The 20,034-nt window shown below is 44.4% G+C and carries 22 protein-coding genes; 1 reads left to right on the forward strand and 21 read right to left on the reverse strand.

Annotated features, from left to right (window positions below):
- Window positions 1-18 precede the first annotated feature (18 nt).
- Window positions 19-615 (forward strand): GNAT family N-acetyltransferase, encoded by a 597-nt coding sequence (locus tag Xets_RS06200; RefSeq protein ID WP_099130800.1) that lies wholly within the window; start codon window positions 19-21, stop codon window positions 613-615.
- A 32-nt stretch (window positions 616-647) separates the two neighbouring features.
- Here the strand turns inward: Xets_RS06200 and Xets_RS06205 are convergent, their stop codons facing one another.
- From Xets_RS06205 to Xets_RS06315, 21 genes are all read right to left on the reverse strand, one after another.
- Complete coding sequence (locus Xets_RS06205; protein WP_099130799.1) at window positions 648-1,586, reverse strand: VirK/YbjX family protein; 939 nt, start codon at window positions 1,584-1,586, stop codon at window positions 648-650.
- Window positions 1,587-1,925: 339 nt separating this feature from the next.
- Complete coding sequence (locus Xets_RS06210) at window positions 1,926-2,360, reverse strand: GNAT family N-acetyltransferase (RefSeq protein ID WP_099130798.1); 435 nt, start codon at window positions 2,358-2,360, stop codon at window positions 1,926-1,928.
- Window positions 2,361-2,507: 147 nt separating this feature from the next.
- Complete coding sequence (locus Xets_RS06215; RefSeq protein ID WP_099130797.1) at window positions 2,508-3,677, reverse strand: MFS transporter; 1,170 nt, start codon at window positions 3,675-3,677, stop codon at window positions 2,508-2,510.
- 806 nt (window positions 3,678-4,483) lie between these two features.
- Window positions 4,484-5,734 (reverse strand): beta-ketoacyl-ACP synthase, encoded by a 1,251-nt coding sequence (locus tag Xets_RS06230; RefSeq protein WP_099130796.1) that lies wholly within the window; start codon window positions 5,732-5,734, stop codon window positions 4,484-4,486.
- Window positions 5,731-6,462, reverse strand: a complete 732-nt coding sequence (locus Xets_RS06235; protein ID WP_099130795.1) for a 3-ketoacyl-ACP reductase FabG2 — start codon at window positions 6,460-6,462, stop codon at window positions 5,731-5,733. The genes Xets_RS06230 and Xets_RS06235 overlap by 4 nt, the downstream gene beginning before the upstream one ends.
- Entirely contained in the window at window positions 6,459-6,938 is a 480-nt protein-coding gene (locus tag Xets_RS06240) for a hotdog family protein (RefSeq protein WP_099130794.1), read from the reverse strand. The genes Xets_RS06235 and Xets_RS06240 overlap by 4 nt, the downstream gene beginning before the upstream one ends.
- A complete protein-coding gene (locus Xets_RS06245; protein ID WP_099130793.1) occupies window positions 6,938-8,119 on the reverse strand; it encodes a beta-ketoacyl-[acyl-carrier-protein] synthase family protein in 1,182 nt (393 codons plus the stop codon). The genes Xets_RS06240 and Xets_RS06245 overlap by 1 nt, the downstream gene beginning before the upstream one ends.
- Before the next feature lie 3 nt (window positions 8,120-8,122).
- Window positions 8,123-8,686 carry a DUF3261 domain-containing protein gene (locus Xets_RS06250; RefSeq protein WP_187651339.1) on the reverse strand — a complete coding sequence of 188 codons (564 nt, stop codon included), beginning with the start codon at window positions 8,684-8,686 and terminating at the stop codon, window positions 8,123-8,125.
- Complete coding sequence (locus tag Xets_RS06255; protein WP_099130791.1) at window positions 8,683-11,007, reverse strand: MMPL family transporter; 2,325 nt, start codon at window positions 11,005-11,007, stop codon at window positions 8,683-8,685. Before Xets_RS06255 ends, Xets_RS06250 begins: the two co-directional genes overlap by 4 nt.
- Window positions 10,979-11,557 (reverse strand): outer membrane lipoprotein carrier protein LolA, encoded by a 579-nt coding sequence (locus Xets_RS06260; protein WP_099130960.1) that lies wholly within the window; start codon window positions 11,555-11,557, stop codon window positions 10,979-10,981. The genes Xets_RS06255 and Xets_RS06260 overlap by 29 nt, the downstream gene beginning before the upstream one ends.
- 41 nt (window positions 11,558-11,598) lie before the next feature.
- Window positions 11,599-12,021: a thioesterase family protein gene (locus Xets_RS06265; RefSeq protein WP_099130790.1), complete on the reverse strand. Its 423-nt coding sequence runs from the start codon at window positions 12,019-12,021 to the stop codon at window positions 11,599-11,601.
- Window positions 12,022-12,023: 2 nt separating this feature from the next.
- Entirely contained in the window at window positions 12,024-13,739 is a 1,716-nt protein-coding gene (locus tag Xets_RS06270; RefSeq protein ID WP_099130789.1) for a glycosyltransferase, read from the reverse strand.
- A complete protein-coding gene (locus Xets_RS06275; protein ID WP_187651340.1) occupies window positions 13,730-14,089 on the reverse strand; it encodes a hydroxymyristoyl-ACP dehydratase in 360 nt (119 codons plus the stop codon). Before Xets_RS06275 ends, Xets_RS06270 begins: the two co-directional genes overlap by 10 nt.
- Entirely contained in the window at window positions 14,076-15,467 is a 1,392-nt protein-coding gene (locus Xets_RS06280; protein WP_187651341.1) for an acyl-CoA synthetase, read from the reverse strand. The genes Xets_RS06275 and Xets_RS06280 overlap by 14 nt, the downstream gene beginning before the upstream one ends.
- A complete protein-coding gene (locus tag Xets_RS06285; RefSeq protein WP_244208646.1) occupies window positions 15,464-16,027 on the reverse strand; it encodes a hypothetical protein in 564 nt (187 codons plus the stop codon). Before Xets_RS06285 ends, Xets_RS06280 begins: the two co-directional genes overlap by 4 nt.
- A 23-nt stretch (window positions 16,028-16,050) precedes the next feature.
- Window positions 16,051-16,299, reverse strand: a complete 249-nt coding sequence (locus Xets_RS06290; RefSeq protein ID WP_222941528.1) for an acyl carrier protein — start codon at window positions 16,297-16,299, stop codon at window positions 16,051-16,053.
- 14 nt (window positions 16,300-16,313) lie between these two features.
- Window positions 16,314-16,571 carry a phosphopantetheine-binding protein gene (locus Xets_RS06295; protein WP_099130785.1) on the reverse strand — a complete coding sequence of 86 codons (258 nt, stop codon included), beginning with the start codon at window positions 16,569-16,571 and terminating at the stop codon, window positions 16,314-16,316.
- Window positions 16,572-16,589: 18 nt separating this feature from the next.
- Window positions 16,590-17,381, reverse strand: coding sequence for a lysophospholipid acyltransferase family protein (locus Xets_RS06300; RefSeq protein WP_370588210.1), 792 nt, complete (start codon window positions 17,379-17,381; stop codon window positions 16,590-16,592).
- Between the two features lies 1 nt (window position 17,382).
- A complete protein-coding gene (locus Xets_RS06305) occupies window positions 17,383-18,102 on the reverse strand; it encodes a beta-ketoacyl synthase chain length factor (RefSeq protein ID WP_099130784.1) in 720 nt (239 codons plus the stop codon).
- A 13-nt stretch (window positions 18,103-18,115) separates the two neighbouring features.
- Window positions 18,116-19,189: a class I SAM-dependent methyltransferase gene (locus Xets_RS06310; protein WP_099130783.1), complete on the reverse strand. Its 1,074-nt coding sequence runs from the start codon at window positions 19,187-19,189 to the stop codon at window positions 18,116-18,118.
- A gap of 105 nt (window positions 19,190-19,294) precedes the next feature.
- Entirely contained in the window at window positions 19,295-19,684 is a 390-nt protein-coding gene (locus tag Xets_RS06315) for a hypothetical protein (RefSeq protein WP_099130782.1), read from the reverse strand.
- Window positions 19,685-20,034 lie beyond the last annotated feature (350 nt).

The following is a 20,034-nucleotide window of genomic DNA, read 5'->3' on the forward strand; positions in this document are numbered from 1 at the left end:
GTATGGGGGAAGGTAATTATGGGAAAAATAACAGATTGGGTTACGTTAACTGGAAAAAGTGTGACTTTAATGCCTTTGTTACATGATAGACATGATGAATTTGTTCGTGCTATTGAGGATGGGCAGTTACATAAGCTGTGGTATGCCAGTGTGCCTGATCCTGTCAATGTCCAGGCGGAAATTGAACGTCGTTTAACCCTGCATACCAGGGGAAGTATGTTGCCTTTTGCTGTCATCAATAATGCAACGGGGATGGCAGTTGGCATGACAACTTATATGAATATTGATGCGAATATTCCCAGATTGGAAATTGGTTCTACATGGTATGCGCATTCTGTCCAACGCACTGCGATTAATACGGAAGCAAAGTTTTTACTGTTGCAGTACGCATTTGAGGAACTGGAGTGTGTGGCAGTGGAACTCCGTACTCATTTTTTAAATCATCAAAGCCGTAAGGCGATCGAACGATTGGGAGCAAAACTGGATGGTATTTTGCGTCATCACCTGCGGGCCAAAGATGGTTCGATAAGGGATACTTGTGTTTATAGCATTCTGTTCAATGAATGGCCCGCCATTAAAACGCATCTTACATGGTTAATGACGAAGCCACGTTGAGTGCCTAATTGGTATTTCTTTCTGGCAGGAAGTCAGGCGGCTTTCAGGGATGCCTTGATATCGTTTTCCAGATCATCCAGTAATTGGTAGCGACGGCGATATTCGGCGCGTTTTTTACTGGGGATCTCATCCAAAGATTTTCTTTCTATACATGATGGTAGATGGAATTCATTATTTTCCTTTCTGACACCACTTAGCGATTCCCAGAAAGAATTGTAATCGGCCACCATCTGATTTTTCTTTTTATGCCAATAACGGATGCTACGGTAGATATGAGTCTCATTACTGGCTGCCAAGATCTGCTCACAATTCATATGATCGGCAAAACGACAAATAGCCTCAATCAACAGGCGTTTGGGGAATAATCCATAACACTCTTTAGTTGCATGGCGGATAATCTCCAGAGAATTATCCCCTTTAGTTGGCCCCTGTAGTGCACCAATAAAGAGTGTCTGTTTGCCATCAATCGTTAATAAAGTGAATGCACACTTAGCCAGAATGACATTCTCCGTGGTAGTCATATATAGAGAGAGTTCACCTTCTTTATTCAGGTTATCCAGTGCATCAATATATATCAAAAATGTTTCATTTTTCCCTTCAATGGTTGCCAGTAAATAAGCATTAACATCAAAAATCCGACTAATAATCGTGGATTCTAACTGTTTGAATAATATTTGATAATGATCATTCAGGGCACCGACAATCTGGTTGCGCTTAAAATTAATACTTAAGTATGGGCGATGCAATTTGCAAGGCCAACTGGGTTGTTTTTTCAGAATATCCAAATAATGCGGCGTTCTGGTTATTCCATTCAAAAGTTTTAATGTAGAAACAGGAGTCAGGAGACTGCGTAGAGCAAATTTAGCGCGGTAGCTGGAGGAATGCCAATATACCCCTGGCATAGTACGTTTTCCGATAAGGTCAGCAAACAGCTTCATTCCTGAAGACGAAGGGTGTTGTAAATTACTCATTAATACTCAAACTCGACAAAAATAAAAAATATTTATACCCACTGGATTTCAAGTTGTAGCGCGGTGGCAAGAGAACAACTCCCCAAGAATATAGCGAACTCTGTGTTTAGAACTACGTGACTAAGGGGAATGGACGTAGCCGGCAAAGCTGTAAATTGAAAGGTGATGGGGGATAGAAAGGCCTCATTATATCATTGATTTATCAAATTCTACTCAAATGTTTACAAAATATGCCATTACTTTAAATTTATTTTTATTTAATACATTATTCCTTAAATGATATTTTAATTTTATGTATTTATCTTATTTATGTATTTTTCTTTTTTAACATTCTGAGGCTCAAGCCAGTTTCATATGTAATAAAGGAAATGGATTCCCTTGTCCATCAAGCTCTGAACGAGAAAATACCTGAAATCCCATATATTGGTAGAAGCCGATGCCTTGTGTATTTTGCTCGTTTACATCCAACTCGTTGATCTGTAATTCATTAATAGCAAATTGCAATAACATCTTACCGAACCCTGTTCCCCGCGCTTGTGGCGCAATAAACAACATTTCTACTCGATGTTGATCGGTACTAATAAATCCTACGATATTATCTTGTCTATCTACCGCCTTATAAACAGTAAGATTGGGCAAATAATCGTTAAGGATTTGTGGGCGTAAAACCTCAATCATGGCCTTGGGTAAGAAATCATGCGTAGCAAGTACAGAGGCTTCCCAAATCTGGATTAGTGTCAAAAAATCAGCTTTGGTGGCTTGTTGTATTTTCATTTCATATCCCTAAATTTTTCTGTTGTTTTTGGTGAGAATATGCTTGGTATTGTCAATAACCAGTCTGGAAGATTCTACACAGAGATTAAAAATAAAAAAAGCGCCGAAAATTACGACGCTTTCATATAAATCCAGCTTATTTTTTCACTAGCTTGCCAATACACGGTCTTTGCGGCACAAGCTCGCCAGCAGCATATACATCGCGGTCGCCAATAACACGATGAAAAAGAAACTCATCAACCCATTGTGTTGAACTTTAAAGTAGTGTTGTAGCATAAAATGGCCTGCTCCCAGTGGTCCAATGGCGGAACCGATACTGTAACTTAACAACATGACCTGGCTTGCCGCTACAATATAGGACGCATCCAGCTTGTCACAAGCAAGGGTGATCGCAATGGGATACAGCGCAAAAGACGACATTCCCAAAAGAGCCAATGCCACTATCATGACAATGTAATGTTCAACGAGATAAGTCAGTCCTACGGCGAATACACCCAATAATGAGACCATTGCCAATAGAAACGTTTTGCTCATGATGACGGACAGCTTGCTGATAATCGGTTGTATGACCATTCCACCCAAAATAATGGCTGCCATCAATACACCGACTTGCTCGGCACTGAAATGACTCTGGCTGAGAGATAGAGGCATCAAACCATAGATCGTACCCATAACAATACCCGATGTTATGCAGCCAACGATCGCGGGTTTACTGAATTCAGTGATCTTTCTCAGGGATATACTTTGGTGGTGGAGAGCGGGAGGCTGACCATGACGCACGAATAATGGGGGCAAAATCGCGACAAACAGCAGTGCCGAAATCACTATAAAGGGGATCATCCCCTGAGTACCAATAGACCCAATTAATAATTGCCCTACAGTTGTTCCACCGTAAAGGGAAGTCATATAAAAGCTTAGGCGTTTAGCGCGTTCTTTGGGGTTATCGCCGATCAATAACCAAGATTCGACCACGACAAAGACACCGGCAACGGCTACGCCGGCAATGCATCGCACAAGTAACCAAATTTCTTTATTTGCAAAAAAAGGCAATACAATGACAGTCGCTGACAAAAGCAACAAAAAAACAATGAATGAAAGACGGTGACCTATCCTGGCGATAACAGGCTCAATCATCATTGAACCGATTAATAAACCGGCATAATAAGCACTGGCTAACCAACTGGCATAAACCGTGTCAATGCTGAAACTTGCCATCGACAGAGGAATCAAGCTCATTAGGTAACCAGAAGCAATTGCAAAAACAGTCAAGCCGGCGACAGGTACAAATGCACTGTCATTCTTGCGCAGCAGTTTCACTACTGTCGTCTCCACATAAAAAATCAGCCAGAAATGCGCTGCTTCTTATCACGTTTTTGCCGAATGGCGGTCACGATATATGCCAAGGACTGGAATATATCTTGGTGATTTAAGCAGTAGGTATGTCACTCAATAACCTTGAGTGGTGCGGACTATAGACTTTTCTCACAAAGAGATACAACGAGAAAAACTGATACTTATGAATGAAAAGATTTATGGAAAAGGGGATATTTTCACCAAGTGTGTTACATCGACACTCACATCAAGAAACTCGCTCTCGCCCTAAAAAATCACTTCGCTAACATAATGTTGTTATTTATGAGGGATTGGTGAAATTTAATTGAAAGATGTGAATTTTAAGTTAAAAATTGTTGCCTGGGGGGAGCTGTTTGGCGCACAGAAATGCGATTGTGAGGAACAACTAAAAGAATCAATAAACCTGATAAATGAAAAAGGTGGATACTTATATCGTCAATAACTTGCTAGGTTGTGCTAATGACCTCAGAGAGTATAAAGTTGCATGTGAAATTATTGAAGCGCTTGGTATTGAGCAAATTGATTGACTTACCAATAATCCAGACAAGGTAAAACAGATAACGTTGAATGGGGTTAATATTCGGTATGTCATTTCGACTGGCGTTTTTTACCAAGAACATGACATCGATTATGGGACCAATTCCCTTCATATACATTGAAATTTTTAATGACTACACATAATCTGAGTAAATGGTCAGGCTTTCACCCATTATTTCGAATGGAGTTAGTGATCTGAGGCCACCATAGAGTGGCCTTAAGTTCCCTCAAATTTAAACCCAACGTCGGATCACCATCGAGGTATTGATTCCACCAAAGGCAAAGTTATTGCTTTGGATAAACTCGGTTTGGATTTTACGGGGCTGGTGCATAATGTAATCCAATTCGCCACAAGCGGGATCAATCTCGTTGAGATTGATTGTTGGGGCAAACCAGCCTTCATTCATCATTTCCAGGCTCAACCATGCTTCAAGGGCACCACACGCGCCCAGCGTATGGCCGAAATAGCTTTTCAGTGAAGAGATAGGTGTTTGGTTGCCAAAAATATTGGCAGTCGCTTGACTCTCTGCCACATCTCCCCGATCGGTTGCAGTACCGTGAGCGCTGATATAACCGATATCGGCTGGCTGCAAGCTTGCTGATTTCAGTGCCATTTCAATGCATATCTGCATGGTTTCCGATTTTGGTTGGGTAATATGGGAAGCATCACAGTTAGTGGCAAATCCGATGATTTCACCATAAATCTTGGCACCACGTGCTTTGGCGTGCTCCAATTCTTCAAGGATCAATGTACCCGCACCTTCACCAATTACCAGTCCATCACGGTTAACATCAAATGGAGAAGGTGTGGTTTTCGGCACTGCATTTTTCTGGCTGGTGGCGAACAGCGTATCAAATACTGCCGCTTCGGATGGACACAACTCTTCAGCGCCACCTGCGACCATAACAGTTTGATAACCATGGCGGATAGCTTCCCAAGCGTACCCAATTGCTTGACTGCCAGATGTACAGGCACTTGAGGTTGGGATCACTCTGCCACGTAAGCCAAAGAACAGACCTGTGTTAACCGCAGTCGTATGGGGCATCATTTGCACATAGGTTGTGCCTGTGATGTTATTAGTGTGTTTTTCAGTCAGCATGGTGGCAAATTCGCTGACAGGTTTAGTACTGCCCGTAGAAGAACCATAGGCAATACCCGTTTCTCCGTTAGTCAGTATTGGATCATTGAGCAAGCCCGCCATCTCTAAGGCCAGCTCTGTGGCACGCGTTGACATCAGGGAAACACGTCCCATAGAACGAATGCGTTTGCGGGTATAATGTTCGGGTAAAATAAAATCCGTAACCGGTGCCCCAAGATGGGTATTAAGCCCATCATATTCTGCCCATGCTGGCATCTGTTGAACGGCATTAATGCCTGCTTTCAATCCTGTGGAAACAGATTGCCAATTGTGCCCCAATGCGGTAATGCCGCCCATTCCCGTAATCACTACCCTGCGAGGCTGGAATATCGCATCGTACTTCATAGCATCCCTCCGTTGATTGAGATAACTTGACGGGTTACATATCCCGCAATATCAGACATCAGGTAGCTGGCAAGACCAGCCACTTCTTCCACTTGTCCTATGCGTTTCATTGGGATCATATTCATCGCTTCTTTTAAAGCCACTTCTTCCATTTGAATCATGTCTGTCCCAATCAAGCCTGGTGCAATACAGTTCACGGTGATTTTTCTTTTCGCCAATTCGATTGCCAGCGCTTTTGTTGCGCCGATAATCCCTGCTTTAGCTGCGCTGTAATTGACTTGTCCACGGTTGCCCATCAAACCAGATACGGATGATAAGGTAATGATTCGTCCTCCCTGACGTAAGCCGATCATCGGCATGATGCAAGGGTGAATAACATTGTAGAAGCCATCTAAATTGGTATGAATGACACTGTCCCAGTCATTGCCTTCCAGGGCTGGGAAAGCACCATCTTTGGCTATCCCGGCATTGCAGATGATGCCATAGTAAGCGCCGTGAGTTTCGATGTCTTTTTCCAGTTTTTCACGGCAGGTTGTTCGATCTGAAACATCAAAATTCAGAATACGACCACTCCCCCCGTTTGCCTGAATGTGTTCCAGTGTCTCTTCCGCGCCTTTAGCGTCGCGGTGATAATGCACGATGACAGTAAAACCATCTGCCGCCAGTTGGCAGGCAATCGCTCTGCCTATCCCTTTGCTGGCACCAGTCACGAGAACTGAACGCATTATGCTACTCCATCCTGTTTATTTATGAGTTGTGTGAGTTCTGTTTTGTTAGGTTGGTAGGTGTTCAGACGGCCTGTCACCAGTACAGTGCCATTGCAACTGATTTCACCTTCAAAACTGCCAAATTTTTCATCTTGCAGTAATAAATTCATCTGGATATCCAATACACTACCTGGTATGAACGTGGGTACTTGGCACCGTACTGCACGCCCGCCCAGTAACATGCCCAGTGCGGAATCTTCCTCTTTTCTTTCCCTGCGGTGCCAGCCAGACCAGACCCCAATGGTCTGGGCCATGATTTCAATGGCAAACCAACCCGGCAAATGGCCTTCTTCATTGAGAAAAGGGGATAAAACTCCATCTTGGCTGACTGTGACCTGACAATGGACATGGTTGCTGGATACGTTGATCACCTTTTCCAGTAACACCATGGGCGCTTCATGTGGGAGATAACGATCTACCGATAAGTAGTCAGACATTATGCCACTCCCAATATCAGGCTGGTATTGTTGCCACCAAAGGCAAAAGAATTTGACATGACAATCGGTTTTTTCAGTGGTTGTGGTTGGCTTAGCAAGCCACAAGCAGGCAATGAAGTATCTATGCTTGAGCGTGAAAAATCCTGCGCAGGCAGTGGCAAGTTATGTGTTAGCAGTAGCCAGCAAAGTCCGGCTTCACAGGCACCTGCGGCGCCAAGAGTATGGCCGGTTAGATACTTGGTGGAGCTGCATGGCGTGTGTTCACCAAAAATCTGATTGATAACAATCGATTCCATCTGATCATTTAATTTCGTGCCTGTTCCGTGCAGGTTAATATAACCGATCTCGGCCGGAGAGAGTCCGGCACTTCCCAGTGCCATGTTGATTGCTTCAATGGCACCTTTCCCTTCAGGATGAGGGGCTGACATATGCCATGCGTCGCTTGATTCTCCTACGCCGAGTAAGGCTATCGGCTGAGGTTCCCGTGTTAGCAGCAGTAATGTTGAGGCTTCTCCAATAGTAATGCCCTGGCGCTCCTCACAAAAAGGTTCACATAAGGTTGGGGAAATGGATTCCAGGCTATTGAACCCATTGATTGGCATACGGCTCAATGTGTCCGCACCACCAACAATGGCGACATCCACCAGCCCCATTTCAATCAAGCGTTGACCACTGATAATCGCCCGTGAACTGGATGAACAGGCGGTAGAGAGGGTAAATGCAGGCCCATCAATACTCAGGTAACTAGCAAGAAAGCGGGAAGGATCGCCCAACTCTTGTTGGTAATAATGGTAATGCTCATCGTATTGCTGATGCATTGATTGTTGATGAATTGTGCGGCTGACATGCTGATCACCTTCGTTGAGGCCGGATGTGCTGGTTCCCATAATTACAGCGATGCGTTCCTGACCATAACGAGCGATGGCTTCGTCCACTTGTGGTTTTATTTGCATCAAGGCAGCCAGTAACAAACGATTATTACGGCTGTTATGCTGAAACAGGCTGTCAGGAATGACGGGTAGTTCACCGTCAACGCCGCCCAGGCAGCAGGTTTTGTCGGGTTGTAACCAGCCTGCACGTTCATACATACCAGGCGCTTGATTGAGCACTAGATTCTGCGCAATCTCATCCACATTATTGCCCAAGGCATTGAGCATACCCACAGCAGAAATATAAATCATGTTTTACTCTTCCAGATGCTGAATGGCGATGTCATAACCGAAAACGAATTGCTGGACGCGAATCGGGCGTCGTTTGCCATTTTGAGTATCATAATGAATTTCTGTGATTAATTTCCCTTTTTTGTCATGCAGTTGGCGGAGATTACCGCTATCCTTGAGCCACCAGCCATCGGGCAGTCGGTTTTGCCAGGCGGAAGCAGGCCAGTAACTGAACATAATATCGGCCAGGACTTGGTTGGCAGGGGGAAGTTCTGGCAAGATAATGGATTGTTCGGTATGAACGCCATTTTTGTCGTAATCTAATTTGAACAACCGGATACCCAGCGAAGACAACCCCGCCAATGACAAGTGTTGCTCATTGGCATCAAGCAGCACAATCAATGATTGTTGTTTGCCTTTTACTGTAGCTGTTAACAGTTGCTGTTCATTAATGGCAGGCGTTATGGTCGGCTCTGGTAATGCAACGCGTACACCTGGTTTCAGCCATGCGCTGGGTGTGCCGTTTTGCGGAGCGTTCGTACAAGCTGCCAGCAGGCAGGTCAGAGACAGGATGAATAACCGTATCATAATTGCTTTTTCCTTTTTTGGCGTTTCGCTATTGCCAGCGGTGATAGCAGGAAAGCAGTCAAGACCCCGCTGCACAACACGATGCCAAAGCTACTGATTGCCTGGGTGCTACTGAACATCAACATGCCCAGTGTGAGCAATGACGTACACATTGCTACGCTGATGGCTAATAGAGAAGTCAGCGGAGTACTGCGAGGATTGCTGAAAAACAGGGTGTAATTGATGCCAATGCCAAGCACCAGAACCAGAGCTAATATCGAAAATAAGTTAAGGCTATGACCACTAAAACCGAGAACGGCCAGTCCACAGCCAAGGGACAGCAGTGATGGTAATATGCTGATGACACCACGACGCGGACCAAGCCGTGCTATGTAACTGATGGCGATCAGCATGACTGAACCTGCCAATAACCAGCCAAGTAGGGTTCGATAAAACTGAAACATCTCATCGAAAGCCAGTTTGCGATCAACCCAACTCACTCCTTTCTGGTTTTCTGCCAATTGGCGCATCAATACACTGTTTTTAATGCCATTTACGGGAAGCAGCACGCCGCTGTGACCATTTGGCAGGGTTATCCACATCAAACGCCAACCTTCACTGACGACACTATTGAGCCAGTCATTCGGTGTGACGGTCATAGCGTGAATATCGGGCTGTTTCACTATTAAACCTGCTTCTGTCAGGCGAGCAACGATATTGGGGCTGGCGGTCTTGAGCAGAGCAAGATCCTGATGTTGCTGAGCAAGAGAGGAGAGAGGGAATCGTTGGTAATGGCTGATATTCCCTTGCTGTTTTTCTGCATCCAATTTGGGAATAAAGGATTCCAGCCGTTGCAGCGTTTGTTCTGCATTATCACCATAAATAACGAACCATTTCTGATCACTTCGCTGTCCGGTTAGTGCTGCAATGCGTTTTTCCTGTTGATGAATATCCTGTGGCAGAGCCTGTAATTGGGCAATGTCATCATTGATTTGTAAACGGGAAATTCCCAGCACGGCAAAAATCGCCAATATTGTGGGCAATCCCATATAAAACAGCCGATTGTGTCTCCATAACGCCAGCCAACGCATTAACATGATCATAGCCGGAATGGGGCGCACGGGCAGGTTTTTAGCAAGTCGCGGATACCAGCAGACGACAGTCAAACAAGAAGCGGTTAAACCTGCAGCAGCAAATACAGCCAATTGGCGCAGGCCAGGAAAAGGCGCAAACATCATGATGAGATAGGCAATAACGGTTGTTGCCAATGCCATTAATAAGGCAGGCAAGACCTTTCGCATACTTTGCCACGACGTCACTTCCTGACCATGTACCATGCGTTCTGTTAGATAGTAAATAGCATAGTCAGCAGAAATGCCGATGATACTGATGCTCATTACCAGCGTCATGAAATGAAGTTCGCCAAAGACACCCAAAGTCACTACAGTCCCTGCTAAGGCACCGATACTGATGGATAGAACGCACAGCAATAAAGGTTTCAGGGAGCGAAAAACACCATAGATGAGTAGCAATACACCAAGCACTGTGGCGCTGCCCAATGTTGAAATATCGTGTTTTGCCTGTTGGGTAGCGTAATCGCTGTAAAACAGGGTGCCCCGTGAAATCACTTTGGCATCAGGAAATTGAGCTTCCAGAGACTGCTGCAACTTACTCAATTCAGTGACAGCATGATGGCCTTGCTGCATATCAAAGGAAGAGCTTTTTAGCTCTCCATGAAGTAAATACCAGCTTCTTCCGGCATTATCTTTGGCAACTAACCAGCCATTTTGGAGCCGCAACTGGCTGGATGTCTGCTGGAGTGCCAGCTGTGAGCCTCTGACCAGCATTAAGGGGTCATTATTAAGTTCTTGCCCGCTGACACCAGAAAAAGCGGAATAAACCTGAGACAGTATCCAGTTTGCCTGCTGATTGCCTCCATCTTTCAGTCTGTCACGGGTAGCAGGATCGAGCATCGCATTGCGGTGTTCATAGTAAAAACGCCCCCATGCTTGTTGTTGCTCTGCTGTCATTGGCCCTTTGACATTGGTCAGAAATGGTGTTTTTTGCAAATACTCCAGCCAGTATTGGGCAGGGGTGGTATCCTCTTTTTTTCCAGGGCTAACCATCCACACCAATTGGCGATCAAGGCGTTGCATGAACTCTTCTTGCAAGGCAGGTGGCATGTTTCCGGCACTTTGTGCAGGCAATAAGGCTAATACGCTGGTAGATAGGCGGGATTGAGGTAATAAGAATGCCAGCAATATCAGAAGGATAGTGCATGTTAACAGCCAGAGTAGTGCCAACAGATGTGGCTCAGAATTTGAAGTATTGTTCTTCTTCATGACTTAGAGTCTCTGGTGTTAATCGGTGTTGGGTAAAAGAGAGTTCGGTACGATCACCTTGACGATCGGTCAGTAAAATAGCATCAAGGTTAGTTTGGCCGTTTAGCGTAATTGCGGTGAAAAGTTTATCCAAAGGAGACGTTTTAGGTGTCAGTATCAAGCGCCATTTTTCTTGCCCAAGATCGTTGAATTCGGTTTTGAAATTTTCTTCCAGCACTGCCCGATCGGTCTGAAACAGGGCACGCATCAAGTGGTTGAACTGAAACATTTGTGGATTGGAATCAGCGGTGATCACCTGTGGTGCTTGCCCTGACATGACTTGCACCATATGGTTGTCATCCAGTAACAGGGTCAGTGGAAACGGTTTTTGCTGATGCCACCATAGCCCTTTATGTTGTGAAACCAGCATTTCACCACTGGAAGACAAAGGATGAGGCATACCCTGAATTTGCCGTACTTGTGTGAAGTTCGCTCGCACAACCGGCTGATGAGCAAACCGCTGTTGTAATTCCTCAAGGGTAATGGCATATGCCATGTTATTGATTGTCATAAAACTTGTTGTCAGGAACAGCAGTATCCAGTGCCATTTTTTCACGGTCTGACCCCCATACGTTCGAATAGAATGTCTGGGCTGACAAAGCTCATTTCTTGTGTTTCTTTAGAAACGGCGACCTGAATGGTGTAGCCTGCGGTTGTTTTTTTGCCACTTGCTGCATTAAAAATCTGATAAGCAATTTTCAGGCGGTTTTCAAACTCTTCGATAGTGGCTCTGATACGTATTTTTTGTTCAAAGAGTACTGGGGCACGGTACTTGATTTTGGCGTCAACGACAGGCCAAACATAGCCGGATTCACGCATTTCTCGATAACCATAATTGAGTTGATTCATCAGTGCTTCACGGGCAATTTCAAAATAGCGAAAGTAATTTCCATGCCAAACAACGCCCATTGGATCAGCATCATGAAATGGCACAGTGAGTTCAATCTCGGCAGTAAAACGAGGATCGGTCAGCATTTTTATTCCTTATTGGTTCGGGCAGACGGTAATTGCCAAAAATCGAAAAAGTTAAACCAATCGAGCGGGGATTGCAGGGCATAATGTTCCAGGCGGGAAGCGTAGAGATCCACAGCTTGCTGTAACGCCTGTTCTCTTTGTTTACGTGGCAGTTCCAGGGGATTGGCAAAGTGCTCACAATAAATTTTGAATTGGTTATTTTGCCGGAGAGCGAACATCAACAACACTGGGCAACGCAACACGGCAGCAAGGATAAATGGCCCTTGCGGAAAGGGGGCAGGATGACCGAGAAATTGGCTCCATACAATGCGCTGGGAGTTACCTCTGGCGGGATTAACGGCAATCCGATCACCGACAATGGCGACCCATTCGCCAGCGTCAATTTTTTCTTTCAGCATGATAGCGGTATCGGCTCCTACATCCGTGACGGGCAATAAATTGATCCCCGCTTGTGGTGAAACTTCTTCAATGATCTGTTTGAAACGTTGAGCATGTTCAGTAAAAACCAATGCATTGATAGTCTGTTTACCCGCTTGTTGTGCCAGTGCCCGGCAGACTTCAATGTCTCCCAAATGTGAAACGAGCAGCAGTTTCCCACCTGAGTCGCCATCCAAAAGCGTTTGTTCTGCACCCTGCGCAAACTCAATATCTTTTCCCCATTTCAGATCACCACGCCAGCTTGCGATTTTATCCAGCATGGCTCTGCCAAAACGCAGGTAGTGGCGGTAACTATCAAGGTCTGGTGGAATAGCAATACCTTTGTGCTGCAAGGTTTGTTTTAGTCTTTCAAGGTATTGGCTGGATGCCTGACGTTGTGAGCCGCCAGTTGCCCAAAAATAGCCAACAACAGGGTAGAGCAACCACTCAAAAGGCTTGCGTCCGAACCATCGATAGACCGTCAGCATGAACTTCATGCCTAACAACCCTTTGCGTTCTTGAATATCTGACCAATGGCAGTGATTACGCCATAATCGTTTACGCCATAATAATGAAGGTATGCGCGGTAACATGCCGAAAAACAGGCGGGTATGCATCCATGAAATGCTGAGGTTATCTCTCAAAGCATCAAAATGGGATAAACCATTTTCAGGGTAAGTGACTTTTGTTGGCACAAATTTACTTTCTGTTCCCTGCCAATAAAGCCGTACCATGATTTCAATATCAAAATCCATGCGATGACCGACATCTTTGTTAGCCAACAGTTGTAGCGTGGGTATCAATGGATAGACACGAAAGCCACACATACTGTCTTTAATAGACAAAGAAAGTGTTTCCACCCAAACCCAGAAATGGGTGATATAGCGTCCATAAAGGCGGGATTTTGGTACGGAAACATCATATTTAGGACTGCCGGAAATTAAGTGATCGGGATACTGCTGAGCCTTTGCCAAAAATAGAGGAATATCTTCAAGGCAATGTTGACCATCGGCATCAACTTGTAAAGCATGGCTATACCCTGAATCCGCGGCTGCCCGCATTCCTGCCATGACGGCACCACCCTTGCCCTGATTATGTGTAAGGCGGATAAGTGTTACATTAGGAACGGATTTGGCTAAATTCTCAAGACGATGTTGAGTATCGGCTTCACTGCCATCATCCACGATAAAACAGTGGAGATGATAAGGGGATAACCTTTCCAGTACCGCAGGCATGGTTATGCCGTGGTTATAACAAGGAATAATCACACAGGGTGTAATCGTATTCACACTCACTGACATAGCTTTATTTTTCCCTGGCTTGCAGTCTGGCCTTCGCTTCCGTTCTGGGCTGCTACGTCATAATGGAAGGTTAGGAGGTTCTTTTTTTCGTCCCATTTGATGTTCAATCGCAGTTTATCGCCTGGTTGCAGAGGGAACTGGAATTTCACCATTTCAATCGAAGAGAAAGACCAGTTCGGTACCAACAAGGTTTGGGCGTAATGCATGACCCAATCGATTTGAGCTACTCCCGGCAGAAGTGGCTGAATGGGAAAATGCCCCCGGAACCAGTCCAAACTGGGATCTAAATACAGTTGTACAGTGATCTCATTTGGGGCAGGTTGCTCGCGATGAATTTCAATGGGTTTCATTAAATAGTTCCTGTAATGCAGGCCATGAGCGCTTGCCTTGGGCATTCAAGGGAATGGTTTCAACGGCTCGCCAATAACGTGGCAATGCGACAGATTCCAGCCAAGGCTTTAACTGATGACGCCAATTTTGTGACAGTTCGCGAATTCCTTGTTGTTGATAAAGCTTGTTGGTTTCATGATCTAAAACGACGACCGCACCAATGCTATTGCGTTTACCTCGATTAATAGGTAATACAGCCGCGTCAATGATCCCAGAAATTTCACACAGCCGACGTTCGATTTCTGACAGGGAAATGCGTTTTTCTTCAATTTTCACCAGACGATCTCGGCGCCCTAATAAAGCAAAGTTACCCTGGCTATCGAAGGCAAACTGATCGTCCAGAACCAGACCAAAAGGCTCAGGAAGAAGGGGAGAATAGACGCGTACATTCTTTTCTTCATCTTGCTGGAGTGAAACTCCTTCAAATGTTGTCCAGGCCTCATTGTCCGTTTTACGGTTTCGCCAAGCCACGATGCCTGTTTCGGTACAGCCATAAATTTCATTAGGAGGCGTGTTGAGCCACTGCATTGTTCGTTTCGCATCGGCAAAAGGCAAAGGTCCACCCGCAGAAACGACAAATGTGCAATCAGGAGCGGGGAGTTTCTCATCTAGCCGTTGCAGAAAAGCAGGGCTACTGATCAGCGCACAACGTGGGCTATTGGTCAGCTGCTCAGGAAATTCCACCATTTTACGATCGAATGGTAAACCCAATGACATTGGCAGCCAGATGCGGAAAGTTAAACCATACAAATGCTGGTGGCTGACTGAAGCTCTGACCACGCAGGATTGCAACTTATCTCCCCACAGCGAAGCCAGCCACTGGGATTCAAGATCCATGACGGCAATGGGTTTGGACACTTGTTGAGGAATACCCGTAGAACCAGAAGTGAACATCACCAAAGTGGCATCCGGTGAGATGGCTGGCAATGTGATGTTAAGTGAGGCTTGTTCGCTAGCATCAATTTCTGGGTCAGACGATATGATCTGCCAGCAAGGACAGGACAAGGTCAGGGGTAAGTCTGTCAACACACCATCAAACAGAGGCTGCTGCTCCTGCAATTGCGCTTCACGACAATGACCGGGAATAACAGGAATTTGGCCGGCATGCAGTGTTGCCAGCAGTGCGACACAGAAGTAATAGCTATCGTCAAAACAGAGAGCCCAGCGGAAAGCGGTGTGTTTTGGATCTTCTAGGTGCAGGTTTTTCAGGCGTAAATATAACGCGGTCACATCCTGCTGAAGTTTATTCAAACTGATAGCGTGATTGCCCCAACTGACTAATCGGTTGGAACAATTATCCTCTGATAGCCATTGGGATATAGGTTGTGCTTTCATCATTTTTTTACCCGTTGGCGTACCAGCCATTCAATGGAAACGAGCAATCCAATTAATAGATAACTCACCATTCCGTTCCACAATGTCCATAGGGTCATATTGTTATACAAGCAAGTTCCCAGTGACACTGCACCATTGAACATAAAGAACAGGCACCAGATGTACGTCACTTTCCGTGTATAGATAATCCCCTTTGGGGGTAAATCAGGTTCTTTGATACGGGCCATCCTTTCAATGATAGGTGGCCCGTAACGCAATGAGCTGCTAAACAGAATCAGTAAAACGGCATTAACAACCACAGGGTAGTACATAAGAAGTTGGTGGTTGCGCAGCAATAAGCTGGCTATCCCTAACGTTATTCCTGCTATGGATAATATCCAGCCGGTTTTTTGTTGATTGTGAGTTTGCTGTTTGCTTGCTAATAATCGCAAAACAAAAAACAGAATAATAACAATCAACATGGCATGAAATTGCCCATAGTTAACCATCGCCCAGACCAAAAAAGGCCAGGCGATTAACATGACGGCATTGGCAATACGGAGCAATAAAAGCAACAGATTCAATTAACTACCCAAATGTTTGCTGATTATTGTTCTTTCAACAATTGTTCCACGGCATCCACGACGTCCTGTACGGTACGAACAGACTTGAATGCTTCGGGTTTGATCTTTCGCCCAGTTTTCTTCTGTAAATGTACAACCATATCAACGGCGTCAATGCTATCGAGTTCCAGATCTTCATAGAGTCGTGATTCAGGCGTAATGTCTTCGGGAGACAGCTCAAACAACTGAACTAATAATTGGGAGACTTCCTGAAAAATTGCTTGTGTTTCCATGATGACACCTGTTCTTATGCTTGCTGTGACTGGATGTAAGCTGCCAGCGTGGCGACAGAAGCGAAGTGTTGACGCATTTCTTCGCTTTCAGAGGATAATACGATGCCATAACGGTTTTTTACTGCCAGCCCCAGTTCCAGAGCATCGATTGAATCTAAGCCTAATCCGTCGCCAAACAGGGGGGCATCGGTTTCAATATCCGCAGGTGTAAGATCTTCCAAATTCAGGGTGTCTATAATTAATTGTTTTATTTCAATATGTAACTCTTGCATCATCGTATCCGACGTCTATTAGTTTGATGGTGTTAGTAATTGAGTAAGCTGGCGATTGAGTTGGCGAGCAGCGATGGCATGCCCGTTTTCTATATCAACAGCAAAATTTTCATTGGTGAGTTGTTCACCAATAGTGATCGTATAAATAGGTTTTTTCGGTGGGACTTGATACCACTTGCTTTTTTTATCCAGCATCGTTTGGCTGCAAGTAATATGTATGATCCGTAAATCGCACTCACATCTCACGGCGATATTGGCGGCTCCACGTTGCAGTGAAATAGGCTGTCCGGGGGTCGTGCGGGTTCCTTCAGGGAAAATCAGGATATTGTGACCAGAAGCCAGTCGCTCGCGACAGACAGGAAGCAAAGTTTCTGCATCCCTGTTGATCAGGTAACGTGTAGAGCGGATTACGCCGCTGACAAAGGGATTGCGCCGTAATGCCGATTTTACGATGCAATCCACATCTGGCAATTTTGATGCCAGAATAACGTAATCCAGCAAAGTGGGGTGATTAGCGACAATCAGGCAACCTTTATCCATACGGATTTTATCCAATCCATTGAAATGGTAATCCAGTATCCCCAATTTTCTGGTCAAAAAAAGGAACAGACGAAAACTGCATGAAATGCTATGGCGTGCAAGGTGGCAACGCTTATCTTCATTGCGTTGGAAAACCAGCAATAAGTTAAACCAAATAAGAGAGAGTAGTAACCCACCTACGCCAAACAGGATAAAACAGAATCCGGTCATGAGCAGACGCCAGAGCCAGTTAATGCGTTCAGTGATATTGACTGAAATCCTTTTCATCATCTTATCGACTCCAATGCCACCGGCAATGATCCCCTGAAACAATAAAGTTCTGTTCTCCTTGTAGCCAGCCATGAAGAAACTGGAGGCCTTGAGGCAGACTCGGCTCTGTTTCCGTTGAAGATTGCTTTGTACAACACAAACCCGTACCTTGCTCCAGCAGCAGAGCTACCGCAAATGGATAGGTTGGAGTATGGGTATCGATGACATTGTGATAAAAGCTGGGGATCTCACCCTCAAAATCGACAAGCAGGACTTTACGATGACCTGCATGAAGCAGTGTCAAAGCTTCAAATAACCCTTGCTGGAAACTATCAATACCGGCCGAAACGGAAGAGGAAACCAAAGGAGCCTTAGCGACAATGGTTAAATTGCCTACAGAGGAGTTATGAACTGACATGGCAAAATTGGTTGGAGAAACATGCTCTTTTTGCGCCAGATTCTGCAATATTTGGTAATTGCGCTCCAACTCACCATGACGGCTGGTATAGACAATGGCATCGACTTGATTGCGCCGCAGGATACTCAAGCCACAATCCACGGCAAGACGACTGCCGGAGCTTAAACGGCGGGCTGTCATCATCGGTAATTGGGCACATTTTTCTAATGGCTGTGATTTATCAATAGTGGCTGGTAATGTCGCAGACCATTTGTGCCATTCGTCAGTAAGAGAAAGGCCTGGGGCGATGGCTTGCCAGTCTGTAATATCCAATGTCAATTTCATGAAATACCGTTCGTTACTTCTTCTTGCAGATCAGTAAGGTGTGACCCAGCCCTAACTGATCAATTTGGTTTTCTATAACCAACCCAGCTTTATTGAGGAATTGGGTAAAATCATCAATGCTGTAAAAACGACTATTACCATTTGCCATACAAGTAAAATAAAGCGAGGTAGCATTAAGGCTATAAGCTGCTGCTTCAAAAGGCTGGCAGTCCCAAAACAGCTCCATGATACAAATTCGAGCATCAGGCTTCATGGTTGCGGAGATCTTGCGTAAAATGCCTATAATTTGTGTTTCGGAAAAACAATCCAGGAATTGGCTCATCCACCAAATATCGGCTTCTGTGGGTAATTTGTTATCCGATAACATGTCAACAGGATAGCCGAAAATACGATCAGCCATTCCCTGGCTGCGTATATTTTCTTCAGCCAATTTTATTTGCTGGGGTAAATCCAGAATAGTGACACTGACTTTACTGTCATATTGGCAACAGCGCAATGCCCATTTTCCTGTATTGCCACCAACATCATAAATCACTTTAGGCTTCATGGAGAAAACTGTTTTCAATGCTGCATTAAAGGCGGAATCAGAATAAAAATGGTCAAATGAAAACCAACTTGTTTTCGCAGGTTCGGGTAATTGGCTGAGGGCAGGATAAATAGTTGACCATTCTCCGAACACTTTTAATCCGGCAGGCTTATTTTTCAGAAGAGATTCTTTCAGGTGAAATAGCCCTTGATAACAGACGTCTTGAGTAAAATCCATATTGACGCGAGTCATCTTGTCATGTAATAAGTAATGCCCAATCTTACTGAGGAAATAACGATTCTTTTGTTTGAGAATAATTTTGCCACTCAATCCCATATCTAGCAAAATACCCACACCGTAGCTGTCTAATTCGGAGTTTCTGCAAATCTCATCTTTAGTTGCACCATTTTTATGGTTTTTATCTAAGAAAGATAAAATCCCGCAATCACGCAATCCGATTGCAGTTTGAAATAGCATAGGAGCGAAAGCAATGCGTTGAGCTTCTGTAATCGCTTCAAGTGCACTGAATTCATCTTTGTCATAATTATAGGGTGCAGTCATATATCCAGATATCCGATATGTCTATAGTCAGAAAGCAGATTAACAAACTAAAGCCTATCTGATCAGGATGTTTTCATCGATTGGGATAGGCTTTAAAGTTGGTGTTTATTGATTAGCCTGCAGGGCTAAGTTTAACTGAATGTCTTTATCCAGGTTATTGACCCAACGGTTATAGTTGCGGTGAATTTTCCCATCACTCTCTCTTAGTTTATGGCTTTTGACATAATTGATGGCGTAGTTTTTGGCGGTGTAGTTGATACGTATTTGTACGTCATGCTGGCGGTTTTTCAGGAAGCCATCAATAACCCCGGGAGAGACTTCGGTCATTACCCATTTGCGTTTTTTACCTGCTTCCAAAATGGCTTTTTTTACGGAAGGCAATGAATTCTGCGTCATGATGGTGGTTTGTGGCGTTAATATTGGTACGTTACGAGCACAGCCTGCAAGCGTGACGATGCAAGCCAGACTGATTAATAGTTTATGTGAAATTTTCATTATTTTTCTCGTGTTAAATAAGACAAGATAGATTTTGAAATAGTTAGGTTGTGCAGAATAGTTTAAATAAATTCTTACAACACTGCTACAACTATCACTTTACTATAGATTTCATTGAGTGTGTTGCTGAATTCTGTTCGATTTTATCTCTGCTTTTTATTTGCCTTTAGGATTCATTAACTGCGGTTGTGTATATGGATATTTATTTGGCCTGTTAATTTAAAATTATTTGATTGAATATTGAGTTGGATTTTTTATATTGGTTTTGCGGATGCTTATATCAAGAGTAATGGATTTAGTGAGTGCATTTTTTAGTAATGTAAGTGATAAAAAGATTGATAATAATCACT

The sequence above is a fragment of the Xenorhabdus sp. TS4 genome, assembly GCF_014467265.1.
In the GTDB taxonomy this organism is placed as follows: Bacteria; Pseudomonadota; Gammaproteobacteria; order Enterobacterales; family Enterobacteriaceae; genus Xenorhabdus; species Xenorhabdus ehlersii.